Below are 24,271 nucleotides of genomic sequence, written 5' to 3' on the forward strand. Positions count from 1 at the left end.
GCGTACGACCGGCCACTCGACGTCTCGTCTGCTCGTAGGGTGGGCGCATGACGAGCGTGCGCATCGGGCCCGACGGCATCGCGCGGTGCGCCTGGGTCGGCGACGACGCCGAGTATCGGCGGTATCACGACGAAGAGTGGGGGCGGCCGCTGCACGGCGACCGTGCCCTGTTCGAGAAGATGAGTCTCGAGGGGTTCCAAGCCGGGCTCAGCTGGATCACGATCCTGCGAAAGCGTCCGCGGTTCCGTGAGGTGTTCGCGGGTTTCGATCCTGCCGTCGTCGCCGCGTTCGACGACGATGACGTCGAACGGCTGATGGCGGATGCGGGAATCATCCGCAATCGCGCGAAGATCCTGGCGACCATCTCGAACGCGGCGCTCGTCGAGGCGATGGAACCCGGCGAGCTCGACGCGTTGATGTGGTCGTTCGCGCCGCCATTGAAGCCGCGACCGGCCTCGATGACGGAGGTTCCAGCGACCACGCTCGAGTCGGACGCTGTGAGCAAGGCGCTGCGGAAGCGTGGTTTCCGGTTCGTCGGCCCGACGACGATGTACGCCCTCATGCAGTCGGCGGGAATGGTCGACGACCACCTGATCGGCTGCTGGCGCGCGACCTGATCCCCGCGCCGCAGGAATGCGACACCCCGTCTTGCTTCACCGCCCCGGGTGCGGTACCCGCACGCGGGGTCGCAGATCGATGCGACCGGCGCGGAGGGAGGTCTCACGCGGCCGACACTGCGGACCACGGGTGTCCGCGAGAGGGTGCACAATGTAGCGTCGCCATCGATCGGGGGAGGTCCCATGGCAGAGCCGCACATCGCCGATTCTCACGAGGTCATCCGGGTCGTGGGGGCCAGGGAGAACAACCTCAAGGACGTCAGCGTCGAGATCCCCAAACGTCGGCTCACGGTGTTCACGGGTGTCAGCGGCTCGGGCAAGTCATCGCTCGTATTCGGCACGATCGCGAACGAGTCGCAGCGTCTCATCAACGAGACGTATCCGACCTTCGTGCAGCAGTTCATGGCGCAACTGAACCGGCCCGAGATCGACGCGCTCGAGAACATCAGCCCGGCGATCATCGTCGATCAGGAGCGCATGGGGGCGAACTCGCGCTCGACGGTGGGGACGGCGACGGACGCCCATGCGATGCTCCGCATCCTCTTCAGCCGCCTCGGCGACCCGCATGTGGGGTCGCCGCAGGCGTTCTCGTTCAACATCCCCTCGGTCAAGGGAGCCGGTGCGGTCGAGATCCACGTCGGCAAGGACAAAGGCAAGAAGGAGCGGCGCTCTTTCGAGATCACCGGCGGTATGTGCCCACACTGCGAAGGGCTGGGCGAGGTCAGCGACGTCGACCTCGACGAGCTGTTCGACAAGACCAAGTCGCTCTCGCAGGGGGCTCTGACGATTCCCGGCTATTCGGTCGACGGCTGGATGGTGAGGATCTTCACCGAGTCGGGATTCTTCGACGCCGACAAGCCGATCCAGGACTTCACCGAGGCCGAGCGCGCCGACTTCCTCTACAAAGAGCCCACGAAGGTCAAGGCCGCGGGTATCAACATGACGTACGAGGGTCTCGTCCCGAAGATCACCAAGTCGTTCCTGCAGAAAGACCGCGACGCGCTGCAGCCCCACATCCGCGCCTTCGTCGACCGCGCGGTGAAGTTCCTTCCGTGCCCCGAATGCGGCGGAAGCCGTCTCAATGAGGGTGCGCGGTCATCGCGTATCGGCGGGGTCAACATCGCCGAGGCCGCCGCGATGCAGATCACCGATCTCGCCGCGTGGTTGCGCACGATCGACGACCCCTCGGTGGGGCCGCTCCTGCAGGCTCTGCGTCACACGATCGATTCGTTCGTCGAGATCGGTCTGGGCTACCTCTCGCTCGACCGCGCATCGGGCACCCTGTCGGGCGGTGAGGCGCAGCGCACCAAGATGATCCGGCACCTCGGCTCTTCACTCACCGACATCACGTACGTGTTCGACGAACCCACCGCCGGTCTTCACCCGCACGACATCCAGCGCATGAACGATCTGCTCCGGCAATTGCGCGACAAGGGCAACACCGTGCTCGTCGTCGAGCACAAGCCCGAGGTGATCGAGATCGCCGATCACATCGTCGATCTGGGTCCCGGTGCGGGGCGCGCCGGCGGAAAGATCCAGTACACGGGCGATGTCGCCGGCCTGCGGGCATCGGCAACGGTCACCGGTCGCCACCTCGACCATCGCGCGCGGCTGAAGGATGCGGTGCGCTCCGCGACCGGCGCACTCGAGATCCGCGGGGCATCGCAGCACAACCTGCGCGACGTCGACGTCGACATCCCGCTCGGTGTGCTGACGGTCGTGACCGGTGTCGCCGGGTCGGGAAAGTCGTCACTGATCCACGGAAACGTGCCGGCCTTCGATGATGTCGTCGTGGTCGACCAGTCGCCCATCAAGGGGTCGCGCCGCTCGAGCCCTGCCACCTACACGGGGCTTCTCGACACGATCCGCAGCGCCTTCGCCAAGGCGAACGGCGTCAAGCCGGGTCTGTTCAGCGCGAACTCCGAGGGCGCGTGCCCCGCGTGCAAGGGATTGGGCGTGATCATCACGAGCCTCGGGTTCACGCAGTCGGTCGAGACGCTGTGCGAGTTGTGTCACGGCACCGGATTCAGTGACGCCGTGTTGGAGTACCTGCTCGACGGCAAGAACATCGCCGAGGTGCTGTCGATGTCGGCCGGCGAGGCGGCGGAGTTCTTCACGAAGGGGGCGGCGCACACGACGCTGTCGCGGATGATCGATGTGGGCCTCGGATACATCACGCTCGGCCAGGCGCTGAACACCCTGTCGGGCGGGGAACGTCAACGGTTGAAGCTCGCGATCTCGATGGCCAAGAAGGGCGCGATCTACGTTCTCGATGAACCGACGACCGGGTTGCACTTGGCCGACGTCGACACCCTGCTCGAGCTGCTCGACCGGCTCGTCGACTCCGGAAACTCCGTCATCGTCATCGAGCACCACCAGGCGGTGATGGCCCATGCCGACTGGATCATCGACATCGGACCCGGTGCCGGCCACGAGGGCGGCGCGATCGTCTTCGAGGGATCGCCCAGCGATCTCGTCGACGCCGGGCACACGCTCACGGCGCAACACCTCGCGGCCTACGTCGGCCGGTAACGAGCCGCGAGCCCTCAGCGGCCCGTGTCGTACAGATGGCGTCCGCCGTGGTTGACGACCTTCACCATGACACCTCGGCGGCGCAGTTCTGCCACGGTGCGGGTTTCTTCATCGATGTCGCGTCCGAGTGCGTGCACGTTCGAGACCACGAGCACGTCGCCGCGTTCCAAGCGCCCGAACAGGCGCGTCAGGCGGTCTTCCCACGATTCGAGGGTCTCCGGTGATGGATGCCGGAACCCCTCGATCGGCACACCGAAGCGGGTGAGATCGTTGCGCTGCTCGACCACCGGGGGCATGTCATCGCGGGCGATGACGAGACCGACGAGTCGCGATCCTGCGGGGCGGGCGCGCCACCAGTTGTGATCGTCCTGTAGTTCGGTGAAACATCGGGGGCAGTCGGCGGCGAGATGGGGGAGGGCCAGGGCGCCGGTGGGCGCGGCCTCGTCTACAGGACCGGATGCCGCATCCGCACTGATCGTCTCGCTCATGGGCGCCCCTTCGTCCCGACCATTCTCCCGCATCGGGACCTCTTGGGGTGCATCAGGATTGTCCGTCGAGTCGGAGGCGCAGACTCATTTCGGCGGCGTCCAGCTCGGCCAGCGCGTGTCGGAGTGCCGAGGTGCTGTATCCACCGCCTGTGGAGACCTCGTCGAGGCGCCTCCTCATCACCTCGATGAGCGCGAGTCGTAGCTCCAGCGCGTCGCGGGCGAGTGGGCCGGTCGCGTCGTCAGGTGGTTCGGTGAGCCTGCTCCCGACGCCCGCGAGCAGGCTGTCCGGGAAGTACGATCCGTCTTGGCGCGTGAGGTCGCCGCCGGGAAGAGCGGATGCGGCGGCCTCGCGCAATTCGGCATCCAGGCGACGTTGATCGGCGCGGGTGACCTGCTCGCCCGCGTCGTCGACCTTCAGCATCCGCACGACCCACGGCAGGGTGAGTCCTTGCAGCATGAGGCTGCCGACGGCGACGAGGAAGGCCACGAAGATCAGCAACGGGCGCTCGGGTGTGTCACGGGGCAGGGTCTGTGCAGCGGCGAGGGTCACCACCCCGCGCATGCCCGCCCACACGATGACGGTGCCGTGACGCCAGCCGATCGCGTCGGCGCGATAGTAGGCGAGGTCGGCGAGGATGCGGGCGAGTCTGCGCGAGCCGCGCGGATGCGGGGAGCCATGGGTCGGCCGATCGGCATGGCGGTCGATGTGCTCCGAAAGTCGCGCCAGTCGCGCGTGTCGACGGTCGCGCGCGCGTCGGCCCTGGAACACCACGAGCAGCGCGACGTATGCGGCGCGCACGCCGAGCACGATCACGAACGCGACCACCGCAAGCATCGGCCCGTGCCAGATTCCCTCGTCGCTCGCCGCGTTCTCTCCGACGATTTCGCTCAGCTCGAGTCCCATCACAAGGAAGACCGAACCCTCGAGGACGAGTTCGATGGTGCGCCAGTTGACGGCATCCGACATGCGCTGCTCGGGCGTGAACCAGCGCACCGATCCCTGGCCGGTGACGATCCCGGCCACGACGGCCGCGACCAGGCCCGATCCGCCGAGTTCTTCGGTGGGGATGAAGGCGGCGAACGGCACGACGAAGCCGATGGCGGTGTTGGCGGCTGAATGCCGCACGAACGCGCGCAGACGCAGGTTGAGGTAGCCGATGAGCGCGCCGATGGCGGCCGCCACGATCACTCCCCATACGAACGCGCCGATGAATCCCCCGTCGGGCACGCTTCCGAGCAGGGCGGCGGCAACTGCGGTGCGCATGATGACCAGAGAGGTCGCGTCGTTGAGCAGGCTCTCGCCCTCCAGGAGCGTCACCACGCGCCGTGAGATGCCGAGTCGCTTCGCAATGGAGGTGGCCACCGCATCCGTCGGACTCAGGATGGCGCCGAGCGCCAGCGCGAGGAAGAACGACAACCCGGGGATCACCGCGACGAAGAAGAACGCGAGCGCGACCGAACTGATCACGACGAGGAGCACCGCAAGTCCCGAGATGTGGCCCAGATCGCGGCGGAATTCGATCGCCGGCAGCGACACCGCAGCCGAGTACAGCAGCGGAGGGAGAACACCCACGAGGATGATCTCAGGATCGACCTGGATGTCGGGGACGAACGGCAGCAGACTCACGCCGATGCCGACGGCCACGAGGATCAGCGGGCCGGCCACCTTGATCTTCGGGGCGATGGTCGTCGCCACGGCGATCGCCACCACCGCGGCGATCGCGACGACCAGCGTCTCGGTCATGGGTTCAGAGCAGTCCGAGGTTGCGCACGGCATCGCGTTCGGCGACGAGTTCGGCCACGGACGCGCCGAACCGTTCTCGTGCACGGGCGTCGAGCGGCAGGTCGTCGACGATTCGGTAGCCGGAGCCGTCGGAGACGACGGGGAACGAACAGACGAGTCCCTCGGGTACGCCGTATTCGCCGTGCGACACGACGGCCGCCGAGGTCCATCCGCCGGCCGTCCCGAGCTGTTCGTCCCGGACGTGCTCGATCGCGGCGTTCGCGGCCGAGGCGACGGATGATGATCCCCGGACGTCGATGATCTCCGCTCCGCGCTTGGCGACACGGGGGATGAATTCGTCGTCGAGCCACGCATGGGCGGCGGCCTCGCCGCCCAGCGTTCCTGAGAGCGCGTCGATCAGGGGGATCCCGTCGACGGTGGCGTGGGAGATGTCGGGGAACTGCGTCGCTGAATGGTTGCCCCAGATCGCCACGTTGCGCACAGCATCGGGTCGTGCCCCGAGTCGGGCGGCCAGCTGGCCGATCGCTCGGTTGTGATCGAGACGCGTCAATGCCGAGAAGCGATCGGCCGGGACACCGGTCGCTGAGGCGGCAGCGATCAGCGCGTTCGTGTTCGCCGGGTTGCCGACGGCGACCACGCGGATGTCGGATGCTGCACCGCGTGCGATCGCGGCGCCCTGCGGACCGAAGATCCCCGCGTTGGCGGCGAGGAGATCGGCACGTTCCATGCCCGGCCCGCGCGGGCGCGCGCCGACGAGGAGGGCGATGTTCGCGCCGTCGAACGCGACGTCGGCGTCGTCGGTCACCTCGACGTCGTCGAGCAGCGGGAAAGCGCAGTCCTGCAGTTCGAGCGCCGCACCTTCGGCGGCACGCATTCCCTGCGGGATCTCGAGCAGACGCAGACGCACGCTGCGGTCGGCGCCGAGCATGTCGCCTGCCGCGATCCTATAGAGCAGGGCATAGCCGATCTGTCCGCCGGCCCCGGTGATCGTGATGGTCGTTGCAGCAGCCATGCGCCGAGCCTATTGCCGAGTGCCGCGAATTTCCCGGTGCGCGGGCGAATCGGGATGTACCGTGATCGCATGATCTTCCACATCTGCGTGGGTGCCGGGCGACGCGGCCCGCTCCCCGGGGGTGCGCCGGGGAGCGCGACATGAGCGCCCCGTTGCACCTCGACGGCCTGCTGTATCCGCCGATCGAACCGTATGAGTCGGGTCAGCTGCTCGTCGGCGACGGAAACCGGATCGCGTGGGAGCAATCCGGCAATCCCGAGGGCAAGCCCGTCGTTTTCTTGCACGGGGGGCCCGGCGGAGGAACCTCACCCTGGCATCGGCGGTTCTTCGATCCTGATGCCTACCGCATCGTGTTGTTCGACCAACGCGGATGCGGCAAGTCCACCCCGCACGCGAGTGACCCGGGCACCGACCTGCGGTTCAACACCACGTGGCACCTCGTCGCCGATATGGAGCTCCTGCGCCGCAACCTGGGGATCGAGCGCTGGCAGGTGTTCGGTGGCTCCTGGGGCAGCGCCCTCGCGCTCGCCTATGCACAGGCACACCCCGAAGCCGTGAGTGAACTCGTGCTCCGGGGGATCTTCACTCTGCGGCGACACGAGCTCGAATGGTTCTACGAGGGGGGCGCTTCGGCAATCCTCCCGGACGCGTGGGAGGACTTCGTCGCGCCCATTCCCGTGCTCGAACGGTCGCGACTCATCGACGCCTATCACCGCAGGTTGAACGACCCCGACCCTGGCGTGCACGTTCCTGCGTCGGTGGCGTGGTCGACGTGGGAGGCACGCGCAGTGACGCTGAGGCCGGATCCGGCGCTGGTCACGCGCATGGCAGAGCCCGCTGCGGCGACGGCGTTCGCCCGCATCGAGAACCACTACTTCGTTCACGGAGGGTGGTTCGACGAGGGCCAGTTGATCGACCGTGCGCACACGCTGAGTGACATCCCGAGCGTCATCGTGCAGGGCCGGTACGACGTGTGCACGCCGATCATGACGGCATGGGATCTGCACCGTGCATGGCCGCAGGCTCGGCTGGAGATCGTCGACGACGCGGGACACGCGGCATCCGAACCGGGAATAGCCGCCGCGTTGCGGGCCGCGACCGACGGGTTCCGACCCCACGCCGACACGCTCCCACTCTGACGGCACTCGTCGGTATACTCCCGGGATAGACGGGCGTCTAGAGGCCACGGGCGGACTCGGACGAACTTCGAACTGGGGAGGCGCATGACGATCACCGAGAGCGTCGATGAGAGCGTTCCCACCGGTGCGTCGATGTCGCACGACGTCGGGCAGTGGCTCGCGACTCTCGCCGGATCCGGCGATCTCCCCCCGCACCTCATCGAACAGCAGCGTGCGAATCCGATCCGGTTCCTCGCCGGTGCGAACCTCCCCGGGCGGCTCGAAGTGCACGGCCGTGATTTCGACGGCGCGCTGCTGTCCGTCGGGTTCGACGACATCTCAGTGACCGCAGGGTTCTCATCCGCCGCATCCTGGCATTTGGGAAACCCCTCTTCTCCCTCGGTGATCCTCATCGTCCCGTGCGACGGACGACTGCGTGTGCAACGCGAAGACCAAGTGCTCGTGGTCGACCCTCGCGGTGCATGCGTCGTGTCGGATGCCGAGCCCGTCCTCGTCGAGGACATCGACGAACGCGGATCGCTCCTGGGAGTCTCCGTGCCCGCTCCACGCTTCAGTGCGGTGCATCGCGAACTCGCCCTGCGCGGCCCTGTGCTGATCGAGGCGACGCCGCAGCTTCACGCCACGACGGCGTTTCTCGGCGCGTTGCTCATCGGCACCGCAGCCGCGCCCGACGCCGACAACGGGGGATCCCACGCTGCCCTCGTGGCCCTGCTATCGACGCTGCTCGATGACGCGGTCGGCACATCACATCGCGGCAACCGCTCGAGCAGCGTGCGCAAAGCGGCGTTGCGGTGCATCGAACGTCACCATCGCGACGCCGGCTTCGGTGTCGACGAGATCGCCCGCGAGTTGTACATCTCGCGACGTCAGCTCTACCGGGCGTTCCCCGACGAAGGCGGTATCGCGGGCATGATCGCGCGACGCCGTCTGCAGACCGCCGAGCGCATCATGAACGATCAGCCCGGCATGCAGTTGAGCGACGTGGCGACGCTGTCAGGCTTCTCGACGGCTGGGGTCATGCGCGCACACTTCCGCCGCGCTCACGGGGTCACGCCGCAGCGGCACCGCGACACTGCCGTGCCCGAGAGCGCATCGCCGACTTTCGAGATCACGGCGCGGGGCGGGGCATCCTGACATCGCCTCGCGGCGCGGACTCCGCCGCGAGCACCTGATCGACGAGCCGATCGACCTCGCGCGCGCCGAGCGCGGTGAGGAGATGCCGCGTCACCCGATAGGGCGGCTGCGGAGAGCGATCGGGCTGGCGCGAGAGAAAGACGAACGTGCCGATCTGGCCGATGACGATGTCTTCACCGGCCGCGTTCGCGTCGGTGGTTGCGGGGAGCTCGCCGTCGTCGATCGCCTCCTGCAGATGTGCGGCATACGCCACGGACATATCGAGCAGCACCGGGGGGATGGTGGTGACGCCCGTACTCGGTGTCACGACCAACGTGTGGGCGGCGGCGAAGACGAGATCCGTGGTCATGCGGATGCCGATGCGCACCTGCAGGGTCAGTTGTCCACGCAGACCGCGCAACCCCTCGGCGCGCACGGCTTCGCGCGTATCGGCGTGGACCTTTCGCAGGTGGTCGAGCATCGCTGTGGCGAAGTCGACCTTCGACGGAAAGTGATACGTGAGCGCACCTTTCGTGACGCCTACGCGCGCCGCGATCGATGACAGCGTCGCGCCGGCATACCCACGCGCGAGGATTTCGACCGCACCCGCGTCGAGCATGCGGTCGCGCGTCGCCGTCGCTGTACTCCGTGGCACGGTGGCCCCCCTCTGTGCCGGGAGCCCAGACTACCGCGCTGGTTTCCCAGCTGGGGTCGGGTCAGCCGTGGGCTCCGACGAGGAGGTCTGCTGCCCGCTCGCCGATGACGATCGCCGGGGCGTTCGTGTGTCCCCGGATCAGCATCGGCATGACGGATGCGTCGGCCACCCTCAGTCCGTCGACACCGCGCACGCGCAACTCGGGGTCGACGGGGGCGTCGGCATCCGTTCCCATCCGCACCGTTCCCACGGGATGGTAGAGCGTGTGTGCGTGCCGGTGCAGCGACACCTCGGCGCGTTGGGCGGCGTTCATGCTCTCGCCGCCCTCCGGCTGCACCCACCCGCCCGTGGTGACCGCGCGCAGAGAGTCGGTGGCGATGAGACGGTCGCATTCGGCCAGCCCGGCGAGCATCGTCTCTTCGTCGATGCCCTCGGGGTCGGAGAGGTAGGCGGGGTCGATGATCGGCGCCGCGTGCGGGTCTGACGACGCCAGGCGGATCGAGCCTCGGCTGCGGGGGCGCAACAGGATGGCCCCCACCGTGAGCCCCTCGTCCGGTGTCGGTACCAGCCCCTCGCCGACGTACGGGACGGGCGCGAAGATGATCTCGATGTCGGGAAGATCAGCTGGTGCGCCTGTGCGATCGGCGACCGAGGTCCGCACGAAGCCGTGGGCCTCGGCGACGTTCGAGGTGAGCATCCCTCGTCGCGCGGTTACGTACCTCGACAGCTGTCCGACGCTCTCGGCGCCGTAGAGCGTTCCACCCTTCGCCTGCGGTGCGAGGCCGGAAACGAGATGATCTTGGAGGTTCTCACCGACACCGGGACTGTCGACCAGCACCGGAATGCCGTGCTCGGCGAGATGCTCGGCCGCACCGATGCCCGACAGGAGGAGTAGGTGAGGCGAATTGACGGCGCCTCCGCACAGGATCACCTCGCGGTGAGCCGTCGCGTGGCGGGTGATGCCGTCGATGTCGACGTACACGCCCGTCGCGCGGGGGCGCTCCGCAGCCGTGTCGAACGTCACCCGCCGAACGTGCGCGTCTGTCAAGACCCGAAGGTTCGACCGCCGCTTCGCTGGGCGCAGGTAGGCATCGGCGGTCGAGGCGCGCGCACCGCGGCGCTGGGTGACCATCGTCTGCGAGAAGCCCTGGGCGCGGGGAAGGTTCGCAGGGGTGACCTCGTGTCCGACTTCTCGGGCGGCATCGAGGAACGCGCGGGTGTGCGGTCGCGGGTCCCGCTGGTGTTCGATCGGCTGCGCGCCGTCGCCGCCCTGCGTATCGTCGGCCGGATTCTGTGTGCGCTCGACGCGTCGGAAGTACGGCAGCAGTGACGTCCACGACCAGGTGGGACCGGCGACCTCGGCCCATTCGTCATAGTCGGCGGCGAACCCGCGCACCCACATCATGGCGTTGAGAGACGACGAGCCCCCAAGGGTCTTTCCGCGTGGCCAATAGACCGATCTCCCCTCGAGATGCTCCTGGGGCGTCGTGTCGTAGTTCCAGTCGTACGGTCCTCGGAAGAGCTTCGAGAACGCCGCGGGCACATGCAGTTCGAGGGCACGGTCGACGGGGCCCGCCTCGAGCAGCAGCACCGAGACGCCGGGGTTTTCGCTCAGGCGTGCGGCGAGGGCAGCGCCGGCGGAGCCTGCCCCCACGACGATGTAGTCGGCCGCGAAGGCGGTCATGCGCGCAGCGCCTGAACGAGAGTCGCGGCCAGACCCGCCCAGCTTCCGTCGATCCGGAATCGCGTGAAGCCCTCGCTTACGGATGCGGCGGTGCGCGAGGTGACGAACCACGGTGGCTTCGGCAGGACGGAGAAGCTCCGGCCTCGTGACGCAACGAGGCTGCGGGGGTCGAACGACCGCGGGAACGGGCGGAACGGGCCGCGAACGACCGAACGCTCGATGTGGTCGAGGAGGAACGCGTTGTGCACGATGCCGATCCCGCTCTCGACATCGTGGAGGGTGGCGCCCGGGAACCCTCCCCAACTGAGTGTCGGGGTGAGGAAACCGAACGCGGTCCAGGCGTTGATCGCGACGGTGCCGTACCGCAGATCGGCGATCGCTCGCTCGAACGCGTCGCCGAGTGCGGCCTGCGTGATCGGGTCGATCAACACGTTCGCACCCAGCGTGCCGGTCAGGTTCTCGTTGCTGTGGCGCACGGCGGCGTCGAAGAACTCCTGCCCGTTGCCGGGGAGTTCGACCACTCCCAGTACCGGGGCGAAGTACTCTGTGGTCTCCAGCGCGCGCTGCTCGTCGTCACTCTCGCTGACCACGAGCACGCGGGTGTTGTCGGCGCACCACGCGGCGGCGGGGAAGTGCGCCGCCGCGGCGGCGAGCTTCTCGTCGCTGCGTGGGTACCAGACAGGTCGTGAGGGGGCATCGCGGAAGGCCCGTTCGAGCGCGTCGAGGAAGTCGTCGCGCTGCGACCAGTCCTGCGAGATGATCACGACCTGCCCGGCGATGCAGTTGTGCCCGCTGTTCTGCAGGCGCATCGTCGCGATGTGCTCGGCGTGGTAGGCGAGATCGGCATCCGACCACTCGCCGGGAACCACGATGATCGGCGAGACGCCGCCGAGCTCAGCCGTGATGGGCTTGGTGAGCAGGGGGCGGTTCTCACGTCGGCGACGGGTCGTCGCCGCCTTGACGGTGGGGGCGCCGCGCGAGGGCCCCCACACGATGGCGTCGAAGGTCGGTGCCGCGCCGGTGATGTGGACGTGCGCGACGCGCTCGTCCTGCGTGAGGAACGCCCCGACGTCGCCGCCGCCGCGCACGATCCGCAAGAATCCCGGCTCGATGAGCGGAGCAAGCGCACGTTCGTACACCGGGACGAGCGCGTCCTGTGTCGGATTGACCTTGAGGATGACGACGCGGTTGTGCGCGAGCAACTCGTACAAGACGTCGAGCACGGGGATCGAGGTGACGTTCCCCGCGCCGAGCACCAGGCCGACGCCCCCCGACACGGCGGGCTGGAGCTGCCCGAGGCCGGCGCTGCGGCGGATCTCGGCATCCGTCGTCCCCGGTGTGAACCACAGCTCGCCGGTGTATCCCGAGAGGAGCATGCCGTCCACGGCGGTGGTCGGGAACACCTGCGCGCGCAGACGATCACCGGGTGCGGGCTCGGTCGCGATTCCGGCGAGCGGATTCTTTCCCGTCACCAATCGCTGCAGGGTTTCGCGATATGCCGCGAGCGACACGATGGTCGCATACGGACCCGACAGCCACTCTTCGCCGCTGAGGGGATGGCCGGGCTCGAGCTGCTTCGACCCCGACGCGGTGGTCGCCCACTCGTCGGCGACCGCCGAGACGGTGGCGTGCAGGGAGTCGAGCACCGCGACACGCTGTGACAGCGTGAGGTGCGACCATACCGTCGCGCCGGCGGCGAGGTCATCGAGCGCGGAATCCAGGCTCGCCCTCACATCATCGTCGAGCGAAGGTGCACTGGCTCGGGAGGTCTTCGTGCGGGAAGTGGATGCGGGGGCTGCGGGCACGGCGCTCTCCTTCGGGCGGGTTGTCCAGTCTACGTGCGGGGTGCGATGCGTCAGACGTCGACGTCGGTGCGACGTAGTCGATACCGCGCAAGGGTCAGCAGGCTGATCGCGATGAGCGCTGCGGGAACGACGCTGAAGCTCAAGACGATGCCCGTGACCGCGGCATCCGGTTGGGTGACGCTCTCGAACGCCGTCGACGATACGTATCCGGTGACGGCGAGGACGACCGAAAGCACGGTCGCCCCCAGCGCGAATCCGGTGGTCTCCCCCGCCGTCCACACACCGCCGAACGCCCCGGCGCGACCGGGGCCGTGGCGTGCAGCGTCGTGGGCGATGACGTCGGGGAGCATCGCCATGGGCAGCGACTGCATCCCGGCGTAGGCGACACCGGCGACGGCCACCGGTGCGTACACCCAGGCGCCGGGTGCCCATGCTGCGGCGACGATCGCGGCGGCCGCGACGGCGTAGATGATGCTCGCCCAGGCGAAGGTGGCCTCCTTGCCCCGCCGCCGCGCGAGCCATCCCCAGGCGGGGGCGGCGATGAGCGCGGGGGCGATGAGCGCGACGAACAGCAGCGTCACGGCGTCTTCGCTGCGCAGCACCCAGGTGGCGAAGTACTGCGCACCGGCGAGCATCATGCCCGTCGCGAGCGCCTGGAGCAGGAACGTGCCGAGCAGCACGCGGAACGGTTGGCTTCGACGTAGCGCATCGAAGGCGGCGCGGAAATTCCCGCGGATTCCGGAACCGAAAGCCGACGGTTCCACCGTCGGGCCGCGCTCGGGGTCACCGGCCACCTCATGCGCGACGATGGCGGCGTTCGTGGCGGTCGCTCCCGCGGCGGTTTGCATCGTCGGTCGCGTGCCGTGCGCGCGGCGAGCCGCGCCGGTGGCGATCAACATCCCGACACCGATCGTGACACCGGCGACGATGCCCATCACCAGATACCCCGTCGTCGGGTCACCGGTGATGCTGCGAAGCATCGGGCCACCGGCTCCGAAGAGCAGGATCGCGAAGGTCAGGACCACGACCCGCCACGTCAAGAGCGTGGTTCGTGCATCGTAACTGTCGGTCAGTTCTGCGGGCAGGGCGATGTAGGGCACCTGGAACAGGCTGAACGCGGTTGCCGTGAGCAGGAACGCCACGAGCACCCACACCGCCCCGACAGCGGGTCCGAGCGCCGGAGGCACGGCGAAGGTGAGGGCGAAGAACACCGGGAGGGCCAACGAGCCCACGAGCATGAGGCGCCGCCGAGTGCCCCGACGGGCGAGGTCACGATCGGTGAGGGCGCCGATCACCGGATCGACGATCACGTCCCAGATCTTCGAGGCCGACACGATGATGCCGGCGAGCAGCGCCGTCACACCGAGGCTGTCGGTGAGGTAGTACGTCAGGACGAGTCCCGGCAGGGTGCCGAAGCCGCCGGTGCCCAGCGAACCGATCGCGTACTGGGCGACCGTACGACGGGGGAGCGGACGGTCGGATGCCGGGGGCGCTGCGGTGCGCCGAGCCTCGTTGCTCATCGCGCCAGTGTACGCGTGGTGCCCGTTCGTCCTGCCCGTCTCCACAGGTCAGTGGGCTCAGAGGGCGCGTAGTGCCTCCGCGACCGCCCGCACACCGCGGAGGGTCTCGCCGAACGAGGTTGACAGGGGCGACAGGCCGATGCGCAGACCGTGTGGGTCGCGGTAGTCGGGGATCACGTCCTGTTCCCACAGCCGTGCCGTGACCGCGCGCATCGACGGATGGGAAAGCGTCACATGCCCGCCACGGAATGCGGCATCCCTCGGAGATGCGATGGTCACCCCGGACGGTGCGAGCAGATCGTCGACGATCTCGATCGCGAACTCGGTGAGGGCGACGGACTTGGCACGCACCGCCTCGATCCCGACCTCGTCGATCATCGCGAGCGTGTCCTGCATCGCCAACATCGCGGTGATCGGAGGCGTTCCCGACAAGAAGCGCCGCATCCCTTCGGCAGGCCGGTACTCCGGGCCCATCGCGAAGACATCGGTGTTGCCCATCCAGCCCTGGATCGGCTGCGTCAGCGTGTTGTGGTGTCGAGCTGCGACGTAGGCGAAGGCGGGCGATCCCGGCCCGCCGTTGAGGTACTTGTACGTGCAGCCGACGGCGAGGTCGAAACCCCACGCGTCCGCCGCCACCGGCACCGAGCCTGCCGAGTGGCAGAGATCCCAGAGGATCAGCGCCCCGGCATCGTGCGCGATGCGGGTGAGCTCCGCCGCATCCGCCAGATAGCCGGACCGATACGCGACGTGCGAGAGCACCACGACCGCCGTCTCGGGGCCCACCGCTGCCGACAGCGCCGAGGCGTCGACTCCGGACGCGCGGTCTACCTCGACCCAACGCACCCGTCCGCCCCGTTCGCGGGCGATGCCCTCGACCATGTAGCGGTCGGTCGGAAAGTTGTCGTCGTCGACGACGATCTCGACGCGCGCGGGGTCGGTCGCCTGCTGGGCGTCGAACGCAGCGCGGATGAGCTTGTAGAGCAGCACCGTGGTCGAGTCGCCGACGACCGTCTGGCCGGCGGCGGCGCCGATCGCGGTGCGCCCGATCAGGTCGCCGACGTCGAACGGCATCTGCATCCACGACTCGTCCCAGCCGCGGATGAGTCGGCCACCCCATGATTCGGTCGCGAACGTCGCGAGCCGCTCGACCGACGCTCGCGGTGGCCGCCCGAGCGAGTTGCCGTCGAAATACACCAGGTCGCTGTCGGCGCCGACGAACAGGTCACGGTATCCGTGCAGCGGATCGGCCGCGTCCCGCGCCGCGGCGGCCGCGTCGAAGTCAGTCGTTGTCATGGGCGAGCTCCTCGGTCAGGACGATGTCGGCTGTGGCCAGCCAGGCGGCGAGATCGTCGGGGGCGGACGGCGGCGCGCCGGGCACGAAGGTCGCGATCGCCGTGCTCGGCGTCGAAAGCGGCCATGGATCCGTCAGTGCCTCGACCACGGCGGCACCATCGAGACCGGCGGCGAAGAGGGCGGCGATCTCGCGGACGTTGAGGCCGAGCGGGAGATCGCCGTTGCCGAGATCGGTGCCGTACAGCACCGAGCCTCCCGCGGCGGCGAACGCCGTGAGGTTGGCCAGCGCGGTCGCGCGTGCGACCGGGTCGTCGCGGTGGATGTCGAGCGTCGAGATCCACCGTTGACCGGCGGCGGCTGCCGCGATCAGTCGTGGTCCCAGCTCCTCAGAGAACGGGGTGTGCGCGAGCACGTCGACACCTGCCCGCAACGCGAGGCGGGTCATCCCCGGACCCTGCGCGTGGGCCACGACCGGCACGCCGCGGTCGTGTGCCGCATCCACGATGGCCTCGAGCGTCTCGCGATCGAAGACGGCTCCGGCGTCGCTGTTGAGTGCGACCTTGATGACGGATGCCCCGAAACCGATTTGCTCCGCGACCGCGGTCTCGGCACCACCGGGTTCGCCCTCGTGCCGTGACGCGGATGACACGACATGCACGATCTCGTCAGGAGCCCACGACCGTCCGCTCGGGTACCCGCCCGGGGCAGTCAAGAACGCGCCCGCATAGCTGCGGCGCGGCAGGGCGCGGCGCGGGGGGTGGGCGAGAGCCGTCGGGTCCCCGCCGAGGTCGACGACCGCCGCGATGCCACCATCGACGAGCGCGCGGTCATCGATCAGGTGCAGATGCACGTGGTGGTCGACCAGCGGCGGCAGGGCCACCCCGGTGTCTCCCGTCAGCCCGCGGCGGGTCGCGAAAGCGGTCGCGCCGAGCTGCGCCTCGAGTTCGAGCGGGTCGAGCGTCACAACGCGGTCCTGACCGCAAACAGCTCGGGAAAGAACGTCAGCTCCAGGGCACGCTGCAGGAACGGCACGCCGCTCGAGCCGCCGGTGCCGGTCTTGAACCCGATGACCCGCTCCACGGTCTTCAAGTGCCGAAAGCGCCACAGCTGGAAGTTGTCCTCCAGGTCGACGAGCTCCTCGCACGTCTCATACGCCGCCCAGTTGTCGTCGGCGTCGGCGTAGATCCGGGCGAAGAGAGGCACGAGATCCTCCCGGAACGTCCAGGCCTGGGTGACGTCACGGTCCAAGATGTCCTGCGGCACCTCGTACCCCGAGCGCGACAGCATCGCGAGGAACTCGTCGTACAGGCTCGGGGCGTCCAGCGCCGCCTTGACGAGGGCGTGGGATGCGGCATCCGATTCGAAGACACGCAGCATGCCGGCGTTCTTGTTACCGAGCGTGAACTCGATCGCGCGATACTGCGCTGACTGGAAGCCGCTGGAGTTGCCCAGAACATTGCGAAACTGGGTGTATTCGGTCGGCGTGAGTGTGGCCAGCACCGACCACTGCTCGGTGAGGGTCTTCTGGATGTGCTTGACCCGTGCGATGCATTTCAGTGCCGGGGCGAGCTGATCCTCACGCAGCAGGCGGCACGCGGCGCTGAGCTCGTGCAAGACCAGCTTCAGCCACAGCTCGGTGGTCTGATGCTGGATGATGAACAGCAACTCGTCGTGATGCTCGGGATCACTGAGCGGATGTTGCGCGCTCAACAGGGTGTCGAGTTCGAGGTATCCGCCGTAGCTCATGCGGTCGGCGAAATCGGTGACGACCGACCCCTCGATCGTGCGGGTGTTGCGCTGTACTTCGTCGCTCACCTGTTCAGCGTAGCGACGACCGGATGCCGCGCGTCAGGGGCGCCGGCGGATCAGATCAGCGCGAGCTCGCGCAGTTTCGCCTCGACGTCGGCGTTGGAAGGCTCGACGTGGTGCGTCTTGTCGGGGTAGACGACGACGGGGATGTTCGTGCGGCCGGAGATGTCGCGCGCGATGTCGGCCGCGGCGGGCTCCGCCTCGAGGTCGACGTAGGTGTACTCGATGCCCAGCCCGTCGAGTTGGCTCTTCGTCCGGCGGCAGTCGCCGCACCACTGGGCGCCGAACATCGTGATGGTCGATTCGGAAGTCATGCCTCTATTGTCGCCCGTGATCGGGGAGCGGGGGTGGAAAATCCAGGATTCGGCCGGGTGTCGCGTGCGAAGATGACATGCGCCCTCAGTCGCGGCATCCCGGCGGTGGGCGCGCTGGAAGAAGAGGACCCGCCATCGAACTGTCGATCGTCGTACCCACCTACAACGAGGCGCCCAACGTCGCCGAACTGGTGGACCGCATCACCGTGGCGATGCGCGGGGTCTCCTGCGAGGTGATCTTCGTGGACGACAGCACGGATGCCACCCCGGACGTCGTGCGGGACGTCGCCGCGCGCGCAGACATCCCCGTCCGTCTCATCCACCGTGAGGAGCCCGACCAGGGGCTCGGCGGAGCGGTACTGGAGGGGATCGCCGCGTCGCAGTCCGACCTGTGCGTCGTCATGGATGCCGATCTGCAGCATCCGCCGGAGAAGATCCCCGAACTCGTCGAACGCTTCAGTCATGGAGACGTCGATCTGGTGATCGCTTCGCGCTACGCCGGCGGCGGCAAGGCCGACGGCTTCGCCGACCGCACGCGCGTTTTCGTTTCGAGGATGTCGACCCTCGTCACCAAGGCGATGTTCCCCGTCCGTCTGCGCGAGGTCACCGATCCGATGACCGGGTTCTTCCTCATCGACCGTCGCGCGCTCGACGTCGACGGTCTCAAGCCGCGTGGCTTCAAGATCCTGCTCGAGATGCTCGCTCGTGCGCCGCTGACGGTGGCCGAGGTTCCGTTCGACTTCGGCGACCGCCACGCCGGCGAATCCAAAGCGTCGCTGCGGCAAGGGTTTCACTTCATCGGACAGCTGACCGCGCTGCGGTTCGGAAAGATGTCGCTGTTCGCGCTCGTCGGCGCGCTCGGCGCGGTCATCAACATCGGCATCGTGTGGGCCTTGACCGCACTCGGGATCGACTACATCGTCGCCGCGATCGTCGCGGCGGAGTTGACGATCATCGGCAACTTCGTCCTGATCGAACGCTTCGTCTTCCACGACATGAGGGGGGCCGCCTCGGGGATGTGGGTGCGTTTCGCGAAGTCGTTCGGGTTCAACAACGCCGAGGCGCTCGTCCGAATCCCGATCATGGCCCTCATGGTCGAGAGCTGGCACATCTCCAGCGTGGTCGCCACCGCGATCACCCTTGCCGTGGCGTTCATCGTGCGCTTCGTCTTCCACTCGCTGGTCGTCTACGCGCCGCGCAAGGAGGGCCCGCGTTCAGCCGCGCGCGAGGTCGCGGAGAAGATCGACGAACAGGCGATGCAGCCCGGGGAACTGTAGAACTCAGGCGCGAGCGCTCGCGGGCGCAGAGAGCGCGTCGAGTGCGGAGCGGAGTCGCGTGCTCGAGGTGTGTGCCGTGTACGGGAAGTACACGACCTCGACGCCGACCGTGGCGAAATCGCGCTCCAGAGCGCGTCCCTTCTCGGTGCCGCGCCAGTCGTCACCCTTGAAGAAGTGAGTGAACCCCACCTCACGCCACGCGTCCATCTTGCTCGGGACGGTCTCGATGTGGATGTCATCCACGAACCGGAGGTTTCGCACGATCTCCGCACGTTCTGCCGTGGGGATGACCGGCGTCACGCCTTTCGTCGCGAGAAGCATCTCGTCGCTCACGACACCGGCGACGAGGACGTCGCAGCTTTCCTTCGCGTGCCGCAAGATGTTGAGATGGCCGACGTGGAAGAGGTCGAATGCTCCCGCGGCATAGCCGATACGCGTCATGATCTCCCCAAAGATCGAAAGAACAGGCTCCCCAGCCTGTACCCCAGTCACGGACCCCACGTCCGTGGAGACCGAGCCTACACCCGATCGCCGCCGTCTTCGAGGTTCGTGTCGATTCCGCGCAGCGCGCCCTCAAGGGAGGCGAGTGTGAAGTGGCGTCGAACCGCCTCTCGGGAATCGAGATCGACGCGCGGCTCACTGAGCCGTTGCACGACGGCATCGGCGAAGGCCTCCGCCGAGTCGTGGACCTCGCACTGCGCGACGACGTCGGAAGGGAGCCCACGCACGCCTTGACTGCGCGTCACGATCGGCGCGCGTGTCATCAGCATGTCCAACATCTTCAGTTGGACGCCGCTCCCGGTGTGGACGGGGTTGACCAGAACGCGTGCTCCGAAGAGGTACGGGGGGATGGTGGGCACATCGAATGCGGTGCGCACCCCGTCCATGCTCTCGAGGTGGGTGCGTAGCTCGCGATCCGGACCGGAGCCGACAACCGTCACGGTGGCATCCGGGAGGCGCGCGCGCACGCGCGGCCACACGTCATCGACGAGCCAGTGAACGCCGGCCACGTTGTTCGGTAGGCGAAGGCCGCCGACGAAGAGGACATCGCTGGGGATGGGCGTGATCGGATCGCCGGTCAGGGCGAGTTCGGGCAGAGGCGGCAACCACTCGATCGATGAGACACCCCGTGCGCTCCAGAATGCGAGGTCATCCAACGAGATGTCGAGCACTCTCGTACTTTCCCGCATCAAGCCCAGCTCGTAGCGTCGCAGGCCCAGCGTGATCACATGCCACGCCACCTTGTTGCGCCAACGGGGGGAGGCCCGCGCTTGGCGACGGAGATAGAGGTGCTCGATGTTGTGTGAGCGGTAGAGGAGGGGAACGGGCCGTTCATGACGGATGCCGCGGGCAACCTCGCCGAGCCAGGGCCCGTCCAACCAGATCACGTCCGGGGCGAAGTCGCGCACCTGACGCCGCAGATCCTCGGCCACGTGGGTGTCGGGGAGCGCTTTGGCAGCGTGCCACGGCGTGTGAAATTGCCCGACGAGCTGTCTGATCGTCCGCCTCGCGCTCCGTTCGATCGGGTAGGAGAACCGTGCAGTGAGCACCTGGTCCATCGCCGCGAAGTCGCCTTCGCGCGGTGCCAGGGAGCCGTTGGGGTCATACTGGTGAAGGAGCATGACCGAATGGCCGAGTTCGACGAAACCTTCGATCCGTCGCCAGATGTCGGCTCGACCGCCGCCCTTCGGAGGGAACGGGAGATACGCGGCACAGACCAGTATTCTCATCTGCGGCGGCTTTCGATCCGCCGCGCAGACGGGGGCGTGGTGCGGTAACGAAGCATCGCGCCAGTATATGAAGTCGGATGTGAGGGGGGACGGCATGGGCGAGCGCTCTGCACGCCGGCTCCGCGTCCTTCAATCGTTCAAAGAACCCGGTCCGCGGACGAACCCCTACATCACGCAGTTGCGTGACGCGCTTGTCGAGGCAGGGGTCGATCCGGTGCCGTTCTCGTGGCGGATCGCGATACTCGGGCGCTACGACGTGTTCCATGCGCATTGGCCCGAGGCCCTGATCGAGCGCCGACGACTGTTGTCGACGTGGGTGCGGTGGGCGCTCTACGGGGCGTTTCTCGCGCGGCTCGCGCTGTTCCGGATTCCCGTCGTCTCCACCGTCCACAACCTCGAGTTGCCCGCTGGCATCAGCCCGATCGAGCGCGCGCTGCTGAAGGCGACGCAGCGCCTCACCCGTATCCGCATCGTGCTGAACGAGTTCACCCCCGTGCCCGCAGGCGCCGAGTCTGTCCTGATCGAGCACGGTCACTACCGCGATTGGTTTGCACCGTTCGAGCGCTCCGACCTTCGGCCCGGACGGATGCTCTTCTTCGGCAAGGTTCGGCGCTACAAGAACGTCGAGTCCCTCATCCGTGCCTTCCGCGACCTGACGCACACGGATGAACGCTCGCTCCACGTGCTCGGGAGTCCCTCGAGCGACGATCTGTCCCACTCCCTCGTGACTCTCGCGGCCGATGATCCTCGGGTGTCGTTGTCGCTGACTTTCGCATCCGACGACGCACTCGTGAAAGCGATCAGTGCGGCGGAACTCGTCGTCCTGCCCTACTCAGAGATGCACAACTCGGGCAGCGTTCTCGCGGCGCTGTCCCTCGACCGGCCAGTTCTCGTCCCCGACAACGCGTTCAACCGCGCACTCGCCGACGAAGTCGGTCACGAATGGGTTCTGCGCTACTCGGGCACGATCAGCGCGGACGACCTGACGGCGGCGCTCGTGGCGGCACGAGCGCGCGACTCCTCCTCGCGCCCTGATCTCGGGCGCCGAGGATGGACCGACGCGGGCCGACGACACCGTGACGCGTATGCGAAGGCGTGCGAAGCAGGATCGGGCCGACGGCGTGGCTGAGCGGGGGGCACGAGCGCGCGATCTCGCCGTCGTGGTGGTCAACTATGGCTCGCACGAAATCGTCGAGCGGAACCTCCGGCGCACGCTGGAAGGGGACTCCGTCGGCCATGTCGTCGTGGTCGACAACCTGTCGACCACGACGGAACGAGCTCGAATCGCCGCGGTGTGCGACGCCAACGGGTGGGATCTGATCGCACAACCCGACAACGACGGCTTCGGCGGTGGAAACAACGTGGGGGCGGCGCACGCCATCGAACGTGGCGCGCGTGAGATCCTCTTCATCAATCCGGACGCGTATCTCGAGCCAGGTGGGGCCCGACGTCTGCAGGAGCAGGTGCGCGCGGATCCGATGCTCCAGCTCTCACCCGAAGTCGTCCGACCGGGGGGTGCGATCTACGCCGCTGAGATGCACCTGCACCTCCGATTCGGTGAGTCGCGGTCGGCGCGGCGGACCGCCCCGGAAGCCCCAGCGGATTCGCTTCGCACCTGGGTGAGCGGAGCGTGCTTCATGATGAGTGCCGAACTCTGGGAAACGGTGGGCGGCTTCGACGACGATTACTTCCTCTATTGGGAAGACGTCGACCTCTCGCGTCGCGTCGAGCTCGCCGGAGGGCGAGTGCGTTCCGATCCCGCAGTACAGGCGGTCCACGACGAGGGGGCCACGCACCGCGCCACCGAAGCGGTTCGGGTCAAGTCGCCCATCTACTACTTCTACAACTGTCGGAACCGCCTGGTGTACGCGACCAAGATGCTCTCCCCGGCCGAGTCCCGACGGTGGCTATGGCTGACGCCGTACGCGTCCTACCGAATTCTGTTGCAAGGGGGCCGCCGACAGTTCGTTCATCCGCGTCTGAACCTCATTCCCGCGATCCGCGGAAGCTGGAGTGGCGTGCGGTACTGGTGGGCGCGCAGGCGACGAGATGGAAGGCAGAAGCGCCCATGAGTGAATCTCTCCGTGATCTGATCGCACGTCTGGCCGGCGCCCAGAAGAGCCGAGCTCGCGGCGCCCCGGCGTACTCGATCTTCGTCAACCGACCCGTGGGCAGGGTGCTCGCGGCGATCGCTTACAAAGCGGGTCTCACGCCCAATCAGGTGACGGGTGTGAGCGCGCTTTTCACCTTCACGGGGATCCTCCTCCTCGCGCTGGCGCCGTTGACGTGGTGGCTCGGAATCGTCGTGTGGCTCTTGCTTGCGCTGGGCTACGCATGGGATTCGGCGGACGGACAGGTGGCGCGGCTGCGTGGCGGCGGATCTCTGGGCGGGGAATGGCTCGATCATTTCGTCGATGCGCTCAAGGTCTCGTCGCTGCACGCTGCCGTGCTCGTCGGCATGGCGCGCTTCTGGGACATACCCGCCCCATGGCTTCTCGTGCCGCTGTTGTTCGGCGTCGTCGCTACCACCACCTTCTTCGGCATGATCCTCAACGATCTCCTCCGCGGCAAGAAAGGAGTTGACTCGGCCCACGACCGCGGGGGCTGGTCGCCGTTGCGAGCGATCATCCTCCTGCCGACCGACTACGGCTTCCTCTGCCTTGTCTTCGCTCTGTGGGGGATTCCTTGGCTGTTCCTCCCGCTCTACACGGCGGTGTTCGCCGCATCAGCGATGTTCCTGATGCTCGCCGCAGTGAAGTGGTTCCATGACATCTCCGCGCTCGATGAGGAATCGAGAGCCTGACGCCGGCCACGGGCGACCTCTTGTGTCGAGTGGCCGCTATCGCATATCATCAGCACGTTGCCGCCTCGTCCTGGGGAGTTCGGGGGTCACGGCACATCTGGGGATTGGGGCATCGTGTCGTCTGTACACGTTCATTGGAACGCACGCGCTTTGGGGGCGCTCGCGGCGATCGGCATTGCGTCGCTCGCGATGGTCTCATGTGCGCCCGGTACAGATATAGCCGCATCCCCGTCGGCCTCATCGGCGCCGACGTCCTCGGCCTCCTCCGCTGCTCAGCCCGGAGGAAGTGAGACCCCGGACCATTCCGGTCCGACGACCGCTCCCGACCTTCCTGTCACCGAGGCGACGATCGGAGACAGCGCGGACCTGAGCACCGGCGTCGCTGTCGAGGTTTCCGCCCTTTCGGCGACCGAGGTGACCGCTTCGACACCCGGCGAGGTCTCCGGACCTGCTGTCGAGGTCGAGATCCGTGTCACGAACAACTCCGCCGAGGATCAAGACGTCAATTCTGCCGTCGTGACACTCGCCGCCGAAGACGGTGAGTACGGCATCCCCACACTGGCCGGTGGCCCAACCGCTCTCGAGGGCTCGCTGGCCCCGGGCGAAACCGCCGTCGGTACTTACATGTTCATGCTGAACCCCGCGGGCGATCGCGAGGTCGTCGTCCTGGTCAACTATTCCGCAGGCGAGCCCATCGCTCGCTTCACGGGCAGCACTTCCTGATCCCCCGGAGGAT

The 24,271-nt window shown here is 67.6% G+C and carries 22 protein-coding genes; 9 read left to right on the forward strand and 13 right to left on the reverse strand.

The window, feature by feature from the left end:
- Nucleotides 1-47 precede the first annotated feature (47 nt).
- Together ACFQZV_RS03355 and ACFQZV_RS03360 are read left to right on the forward strand one after the other, a co-directional pair.
- On the forward strand, nucleotides 48-617 hold the full coding sequence (locus tag ACFQZV_RS03355; protein ID WP_378750861.1) for a DNA-3-methyladenine glycosylase I: 570 nt from the start codon (nucleotides 48-50) through the stop codon (nucleotides 615-617).
- Nucleotides 618-800: 183 nt separating this feature from the next.
- Complete coding sequence (locus ACFQZV_RS03360) at nucleotides 801-3,149, forward strand: ATP-binding cassette domain-containing protein (protein ID WP_378750859.1); 2,349 nt, start codon at nucleotides 801-803, stop codon at nucleotides 3,147-3,149.
- A gap of 14 nt (nucleotides 3,150-3,163) precedes the next feature.
- Here the strand turns inward: ACFQZV_RS03360 and ACFQZV_RS03365 are convergent, their stop codons facing one another.
- The 3 genes from ACFQZV_RS03365 to ACFQZV_RS03375 are packed head-to-tail and all read right to left on the reverse strand — an operon-like array spanning nucleotide 3,164 to nucleotide 6,393.
- Nucleotides 3,164-3,637, reverse strand: a complete 474-nt coding sequence (locus ACFQZV_RS03365; RefSeq protein WP_378750857.1) for a recombinase family protein — start codon at nucleotides 3,635-3,637, stop codon at nucleotides 3,164-3,166.
- Between the two features lie 52 nt (nucleotides 3,638-3,689).
- Nucleotides 3,690-5,381, reverse strand: a complete 1,692-nt coding sequence (locus ACFQZV_RS03370) for a cation:proton antiporter (protein ID WP_378750854.1) — start codon at nucleotides 5,379-5,381, stop codon at nucleotides 3,690-3,692.
- Nucleotides 5,382-5,385: 4 nt separating this feature from the next.
- Nucleotides 5,386-6,393, reverse strand: coding sequence for a malate dehydrogenase (locus ACFQZV_RS03375; RefSeq protein WP_378750852.1), 1,008 nt, complete (start codon nucleotides 6,391-6,393; stop codon nucleotides 5,386-5,388).
- Between the two features lie 140 nt (nucleotides 6,394-6,533).
- On the opposite strand from ACFQZV_RS03375, the gene pip reads away from it, so the two are divergent.
- Both pip and ACFQZV_RS03385 read left to right on the forward strand, forming a co-directional pair.
- Complete coding sequence (gene pip / locus ACFQZV_RS03380; protein WP_378750850.1) at nucleotides 6,534-7,532, forward strand: prolyl aminopeptidase; 999 nt, start codon at nucleotides 6,534-6,536, stop codon at nucleotides 7,530-7,532.
- An 84-nt stretch (nucleotides 7,533-7,616) separates the two neighbouring features.
- On the forward strand, nucleotides 7,617-8,666 hold the full coding sequence (locus tag ACFQZV_RS03385; protein WP_378750848.1) for an AraC family transcriptional regulator: 1,050 nt from the start codon (nucleotides 7,617-7,619) through the stop codon (nucleotides 8,664-8,666).
- Here ACFQZV_RS03385 and ACFQZV_RS03390 read toward each other — a convergent pair.
- The 8 genes from ACFQZV_RS03390 to ACFQZV_RS03425 form a co-directional block, all read right to left on the reverse strand.
- The gene (locus ACFQZV_RS03390; protein ID WP_378750846.1) at nucleotides 8,641-9,300 is read right to left on the reverse strand and encodes a TetR family transcriptional regulator; all 660 of its coding nucleotides are present in this window, start codon (nucleotides 9,298-9,300) and stop codon (nucleotides 8,641-8,643) included. The genes ACFQZV_RS03385 and ACFQZV_RS03390 overlap by 26 nt on opposite strands.
- Nucleotides 9,301-9,361: 61 nt before the next feature.
- Complete coding sequence (locus ACFQZV_RS03395) at nucleotides 9,362-10,984, reverse strand: GMC family oxidoreductase (RefSeq protein ID WP_378750844.1); 1,623 nt, start codon at nucleotides 10,982-10,984, stop codon at nucleotides 9,362-9,364.
- Entirely contained in the window at nucleotides 10,981-12,789 is a 1,809-nt protein-coding gene (locus ACFQZV_RS03400; protein ID WP_378750842.1) for an aldehyde dehydrogenase family protein, read from the reverse strand. Before ACFQZV_RS03400 ends, ACFQZV_RS03395 begins: the two co-directional genes overlap by 4 nt.
- A gap of 50 nt (nucleotides 12,790-12,839) precedes the next feature.
- On the reverse strand, nucleotides 12,840-14,309 hold the full coding sequence (locus ACFQZV_RS03405; RefSeq protein WP_378750840.1) for an MFS transporter: 1,470 nt from the start codon (nucleotides 14,307-14,309) through the stop codon (nucleotides 12,840-12,842).
- Between the two features lie 57 nt (nucleotides 14,310-14,366).
- Nucleotides 14,367-15,602, reverse strand: coding sequence for a kynureninase (locus ACFQZV_RS03410; protein WP_378750838.1), 1,236 nt, complete (start codon nucleotides 15,600-15,602; stop codon nucleotides 14,367-14,369).
- Nucleotides 15,589-16,566 carry an amidohydrolase family protein gene (locus ACFQZV_RS03415; protein WP_378750836.1) on the reverse strand — a complete coding sequence of 326 codons (978 nt, stop codon included), beginning with the start codon at nucleotides 16,564-16,566 and terminating at the stop codon, nucleotides 15,589-15,591. Before ACFQZV_RS03415 ends, ACFQZV_RS03410 begins: the two co-directional genes overlap by 14 nt.
- On the reverse strand, nucleotides 16,563-17,417 hold the full coding sequence (gene kynA, locus ACFQZV_RS03420) for a tryptophan 2,3-dioxygenase (RefSeq protein ID WP_378750834.1): 855 nt from the start codon (nucleotides 17,415-17,417) through the stop codon (nucleotides 16,563-16,565). The genes ACFQZV_RS03415 and kynA overlap by 4 nt, the downstream gene beginning before the upstream one ends.
- 50 nt (nucleotides 17,418-17,467) lie before the next feature.
- Nucleotides 17,468-17,725, reverse strand: coding sequence for a glutaredoxin domain-containing protein (locus tag ACFQZV_RS03425; protein ID WP_378750832.1), 258 nt, complete (start codon nucleotides 17,723-17,725; stop codon nucleotides 17,468-17,470).
- A 134-nt stretch (nucleotides 17,726-17,859) separates the two neighbouring features.
- On the opposite strand from ACFQZV_RS03425, the gene ACFQZV_RS03430 reads away from it, so the two are divergent.
- A complete protein-coding gene (locus ACFQZV_RS03430) occupies nucleotides 17,860-19,002 on the forward strand; it encodes a glycosyltransferase (RefSeq protein ID WP_378750891.1) in 1,143 nt (380 codons plus the stop codon).
- Between the two features lie 3 nt (nucleotides 19,003-19,005).
- Here the strand turns inward: ACFQZV_RS03430 and ACFQZV_RS03435 are convergent, their stop codons facing one another.
- Nucleotides 19,006-19,443 (reverse strand): adenylyltransferase/cytidyltransferase family protein, encoded by a 438-nt coding sequence (locus ACFQZV_RS03435; RefSeq protein WP_378750830.1) that lies wholly within the window; start codon nucleotides 19,441-19,443, stop codon nucleotides 19,006-19,008.
- 77 nt (nucleotides 19,444-19,520) lie between these two features.
- The gene (locus ACFQZV_RS03440) at nucleotides 19,521-20,732 is read right to left on the reverse strand and encodes a glycosyltransferase (protein ID WP_378750828.1); all 1,212 of its coding nucleotides are present in this window, start codon (nucleotides 20,730-20,732) and stop codon (nucleotides 19,521-19,523) included.
- A gap of 94 nt (nucleotides 20,733-20,826) precedes the next feature.
- Between ACFQZV_RS03440 and ACFQZV_RS03445 the strand changes: the two genes are divergently transcribed.
- The 4 genes from ACFQZV_RS03445 (at nucleotide 20,827) to ACFQZV_RS03460 (ending at nucleotide 24,258) form a co-directional block, all read left to right on the forward strand.
- Nucleotides 20,827-21,861: a glycosyltransferase gene (locus tag ACFQZV_RS03445; RefSeq protein ID WP_378750826.1), complete on the forward strand. Its 1,035-nt coding sequence runs from the start codon at nucleotides 20,827-20,829 to the stop codon at nucleotides 21,859-21,861.
- Entirely contained in the window at nucleotides 21,854-22,804 is a 951-nt protein-coding gene (locus ACFQZV_RS03450; RefSeq protein WP_378750824.1) for a glycosyltransferase family 2 protein, read from the forward strand. The genes ACFQZV_RS03445 and ACFQZV_RS03450 overlap by 8 nt, the downstream gene beginning before the upstream one ends.
- Nucleotides 22,801-23,535: a CDP-alcohol phosphatidyltransferase family protein gene (locus tag ACFQZV_RS03455; protein ID WP_378750822.1), complete on the forward strand. Its 735-nt coding sequence runs from the start codon at nucleotides 22,801-22,803 to the stop codon at nucleotides 23,533-23,535. Before ACFQZV_RS03450 ends, ACFQZV_RS03455 begins: the two co-directional genes overlap by 4 nt.
- A gap of 114 nt (nucleotides 23,536-23,649) precedes the next feature.
- Complete coding sequence (locus tag ACFQZV_RS03460) at nucleotides 23,650-24,258, forward strand: hypothetical protein (protein ID WP_378783251.1); 609 nt, start codon at nucleotides 23,650-23,652, stop codon at nucleotides 24,256-24,258.
- Nucleotides 24,259-24,271: the final 13 nt, after the last annotated feature.

Origin of the sequence: Microbacterium koreense, from assembly GCF_042677105.1 — a bacterium.
Lineage (GTDB): Bacteria > Actinomycetota > Actinomycetes > Actinomycetales > Microbacteriaceae > Microbacterium > Microbacterium koreense.

Coding starts and splice junctions, on each gene's coding strand:
- ACFQZV_RS03355 (WP_378750861.1), top strand. CDS start 48: ATGACGAGCGTGCGCATCGGGCCCGACGGCATCGCGCGGTGCGCCTGG.
- ACFQZV_RS03360 (WP_378750859.1), top strand. CDS start 801: ATGGCAGAGCCGCACATCGCCGATTCTCACGAGGTCATCCGGGTCGTG.
- ACFQZV_RS03365 (WP_378750857.1), bottom strand. CDS start 3,637: ATGAGCGAGACGATCAGTGCGGATGCGGCATCCGGTCCTGTAGACGAG.
- ACFQZV_RS03370 (WP_378750854.1), bottom strand. CDS start 5,381: ATGACCGAGACGCTGGTCGTCGCGATCGCCGCGGTGGTGGCGATCGCC.
- ACFQZV_RS03375 (WP_378750852.1), bottom strand. CDS start 6,393: ATGGCTGCTGCAACGACCATCACGATCACCGGGGCCGGCGGACAGATC.
- pip (WP_378750850.1), top strand. CDS start 6,534: ATGAGCGCCCCGTTGCACCTCGACGGCCTGCTGTATCCGCCGATCGAA.
- ACFQZV_RS03385 (WP_378750848.1), top strand. CDS start 7,617: ATGACGATCACCGAGAGCGTCGATGAGAGCGTTCCCACCGGTGCGTCG.
- ACFQZV_RS03395 (WP_378750844.1), bottom strand. CDS start 10,984: ATGACCGCCTTCGCGGCCGACTACATCGTCGTGGGGGCAGGCTCCGCC.
- ACFQZV_RS03405 (WP_378750840.1), bottom strand. CDS start 14,309: ATGAGCAACGAGGCTCGGCGCACCGCAGCGCCCCCGGCATCCGACCGT.
- ACFQZV_RS03410 (WP_378750838.1), bottom strand. CDS start 15,602: ATGACAACGACTGACTTCGACGCGGCCGCCGCGGCGCGGGACGCGGCC.
- ACFQZV_RS03425 (WP_378750832.1), bottom strand. CDS start 17,725: ATGACTTCCGAATCGACCATCACGATGTTCGGCGCCCAGTGGTGCGGC.
- ACFQZV_RS03435 (WP_378750830.1), bottom strand. CDS start 19,443: ATGACGCGTATCGGCTATGCCGCGGGAGCATTCGACCTCTTCCACGTC.
- ACFQZV_RS03440 (WP_378750828.1), bottom strand. CDS start 20,732: ATGAGAATACTGGTCTGTGCCGCGTATCTCCCGTTCCCTCCGAAGGGC.
- ACFQZV_RS03445 (WP_378750826.1), top strand. CDS start 20,827: ATGGGCGAGCGCTCTGCACGCCGGCTCCGCGTCCTTCAATCGTTCAAA.
- ACFQZV_RS03455 (WP_378750822.1), top strand. CDS start 22,801: ATGAGTGAATCTCTCCGTGATCTGATCGCACGTCTGGCCGGCGCCCAG.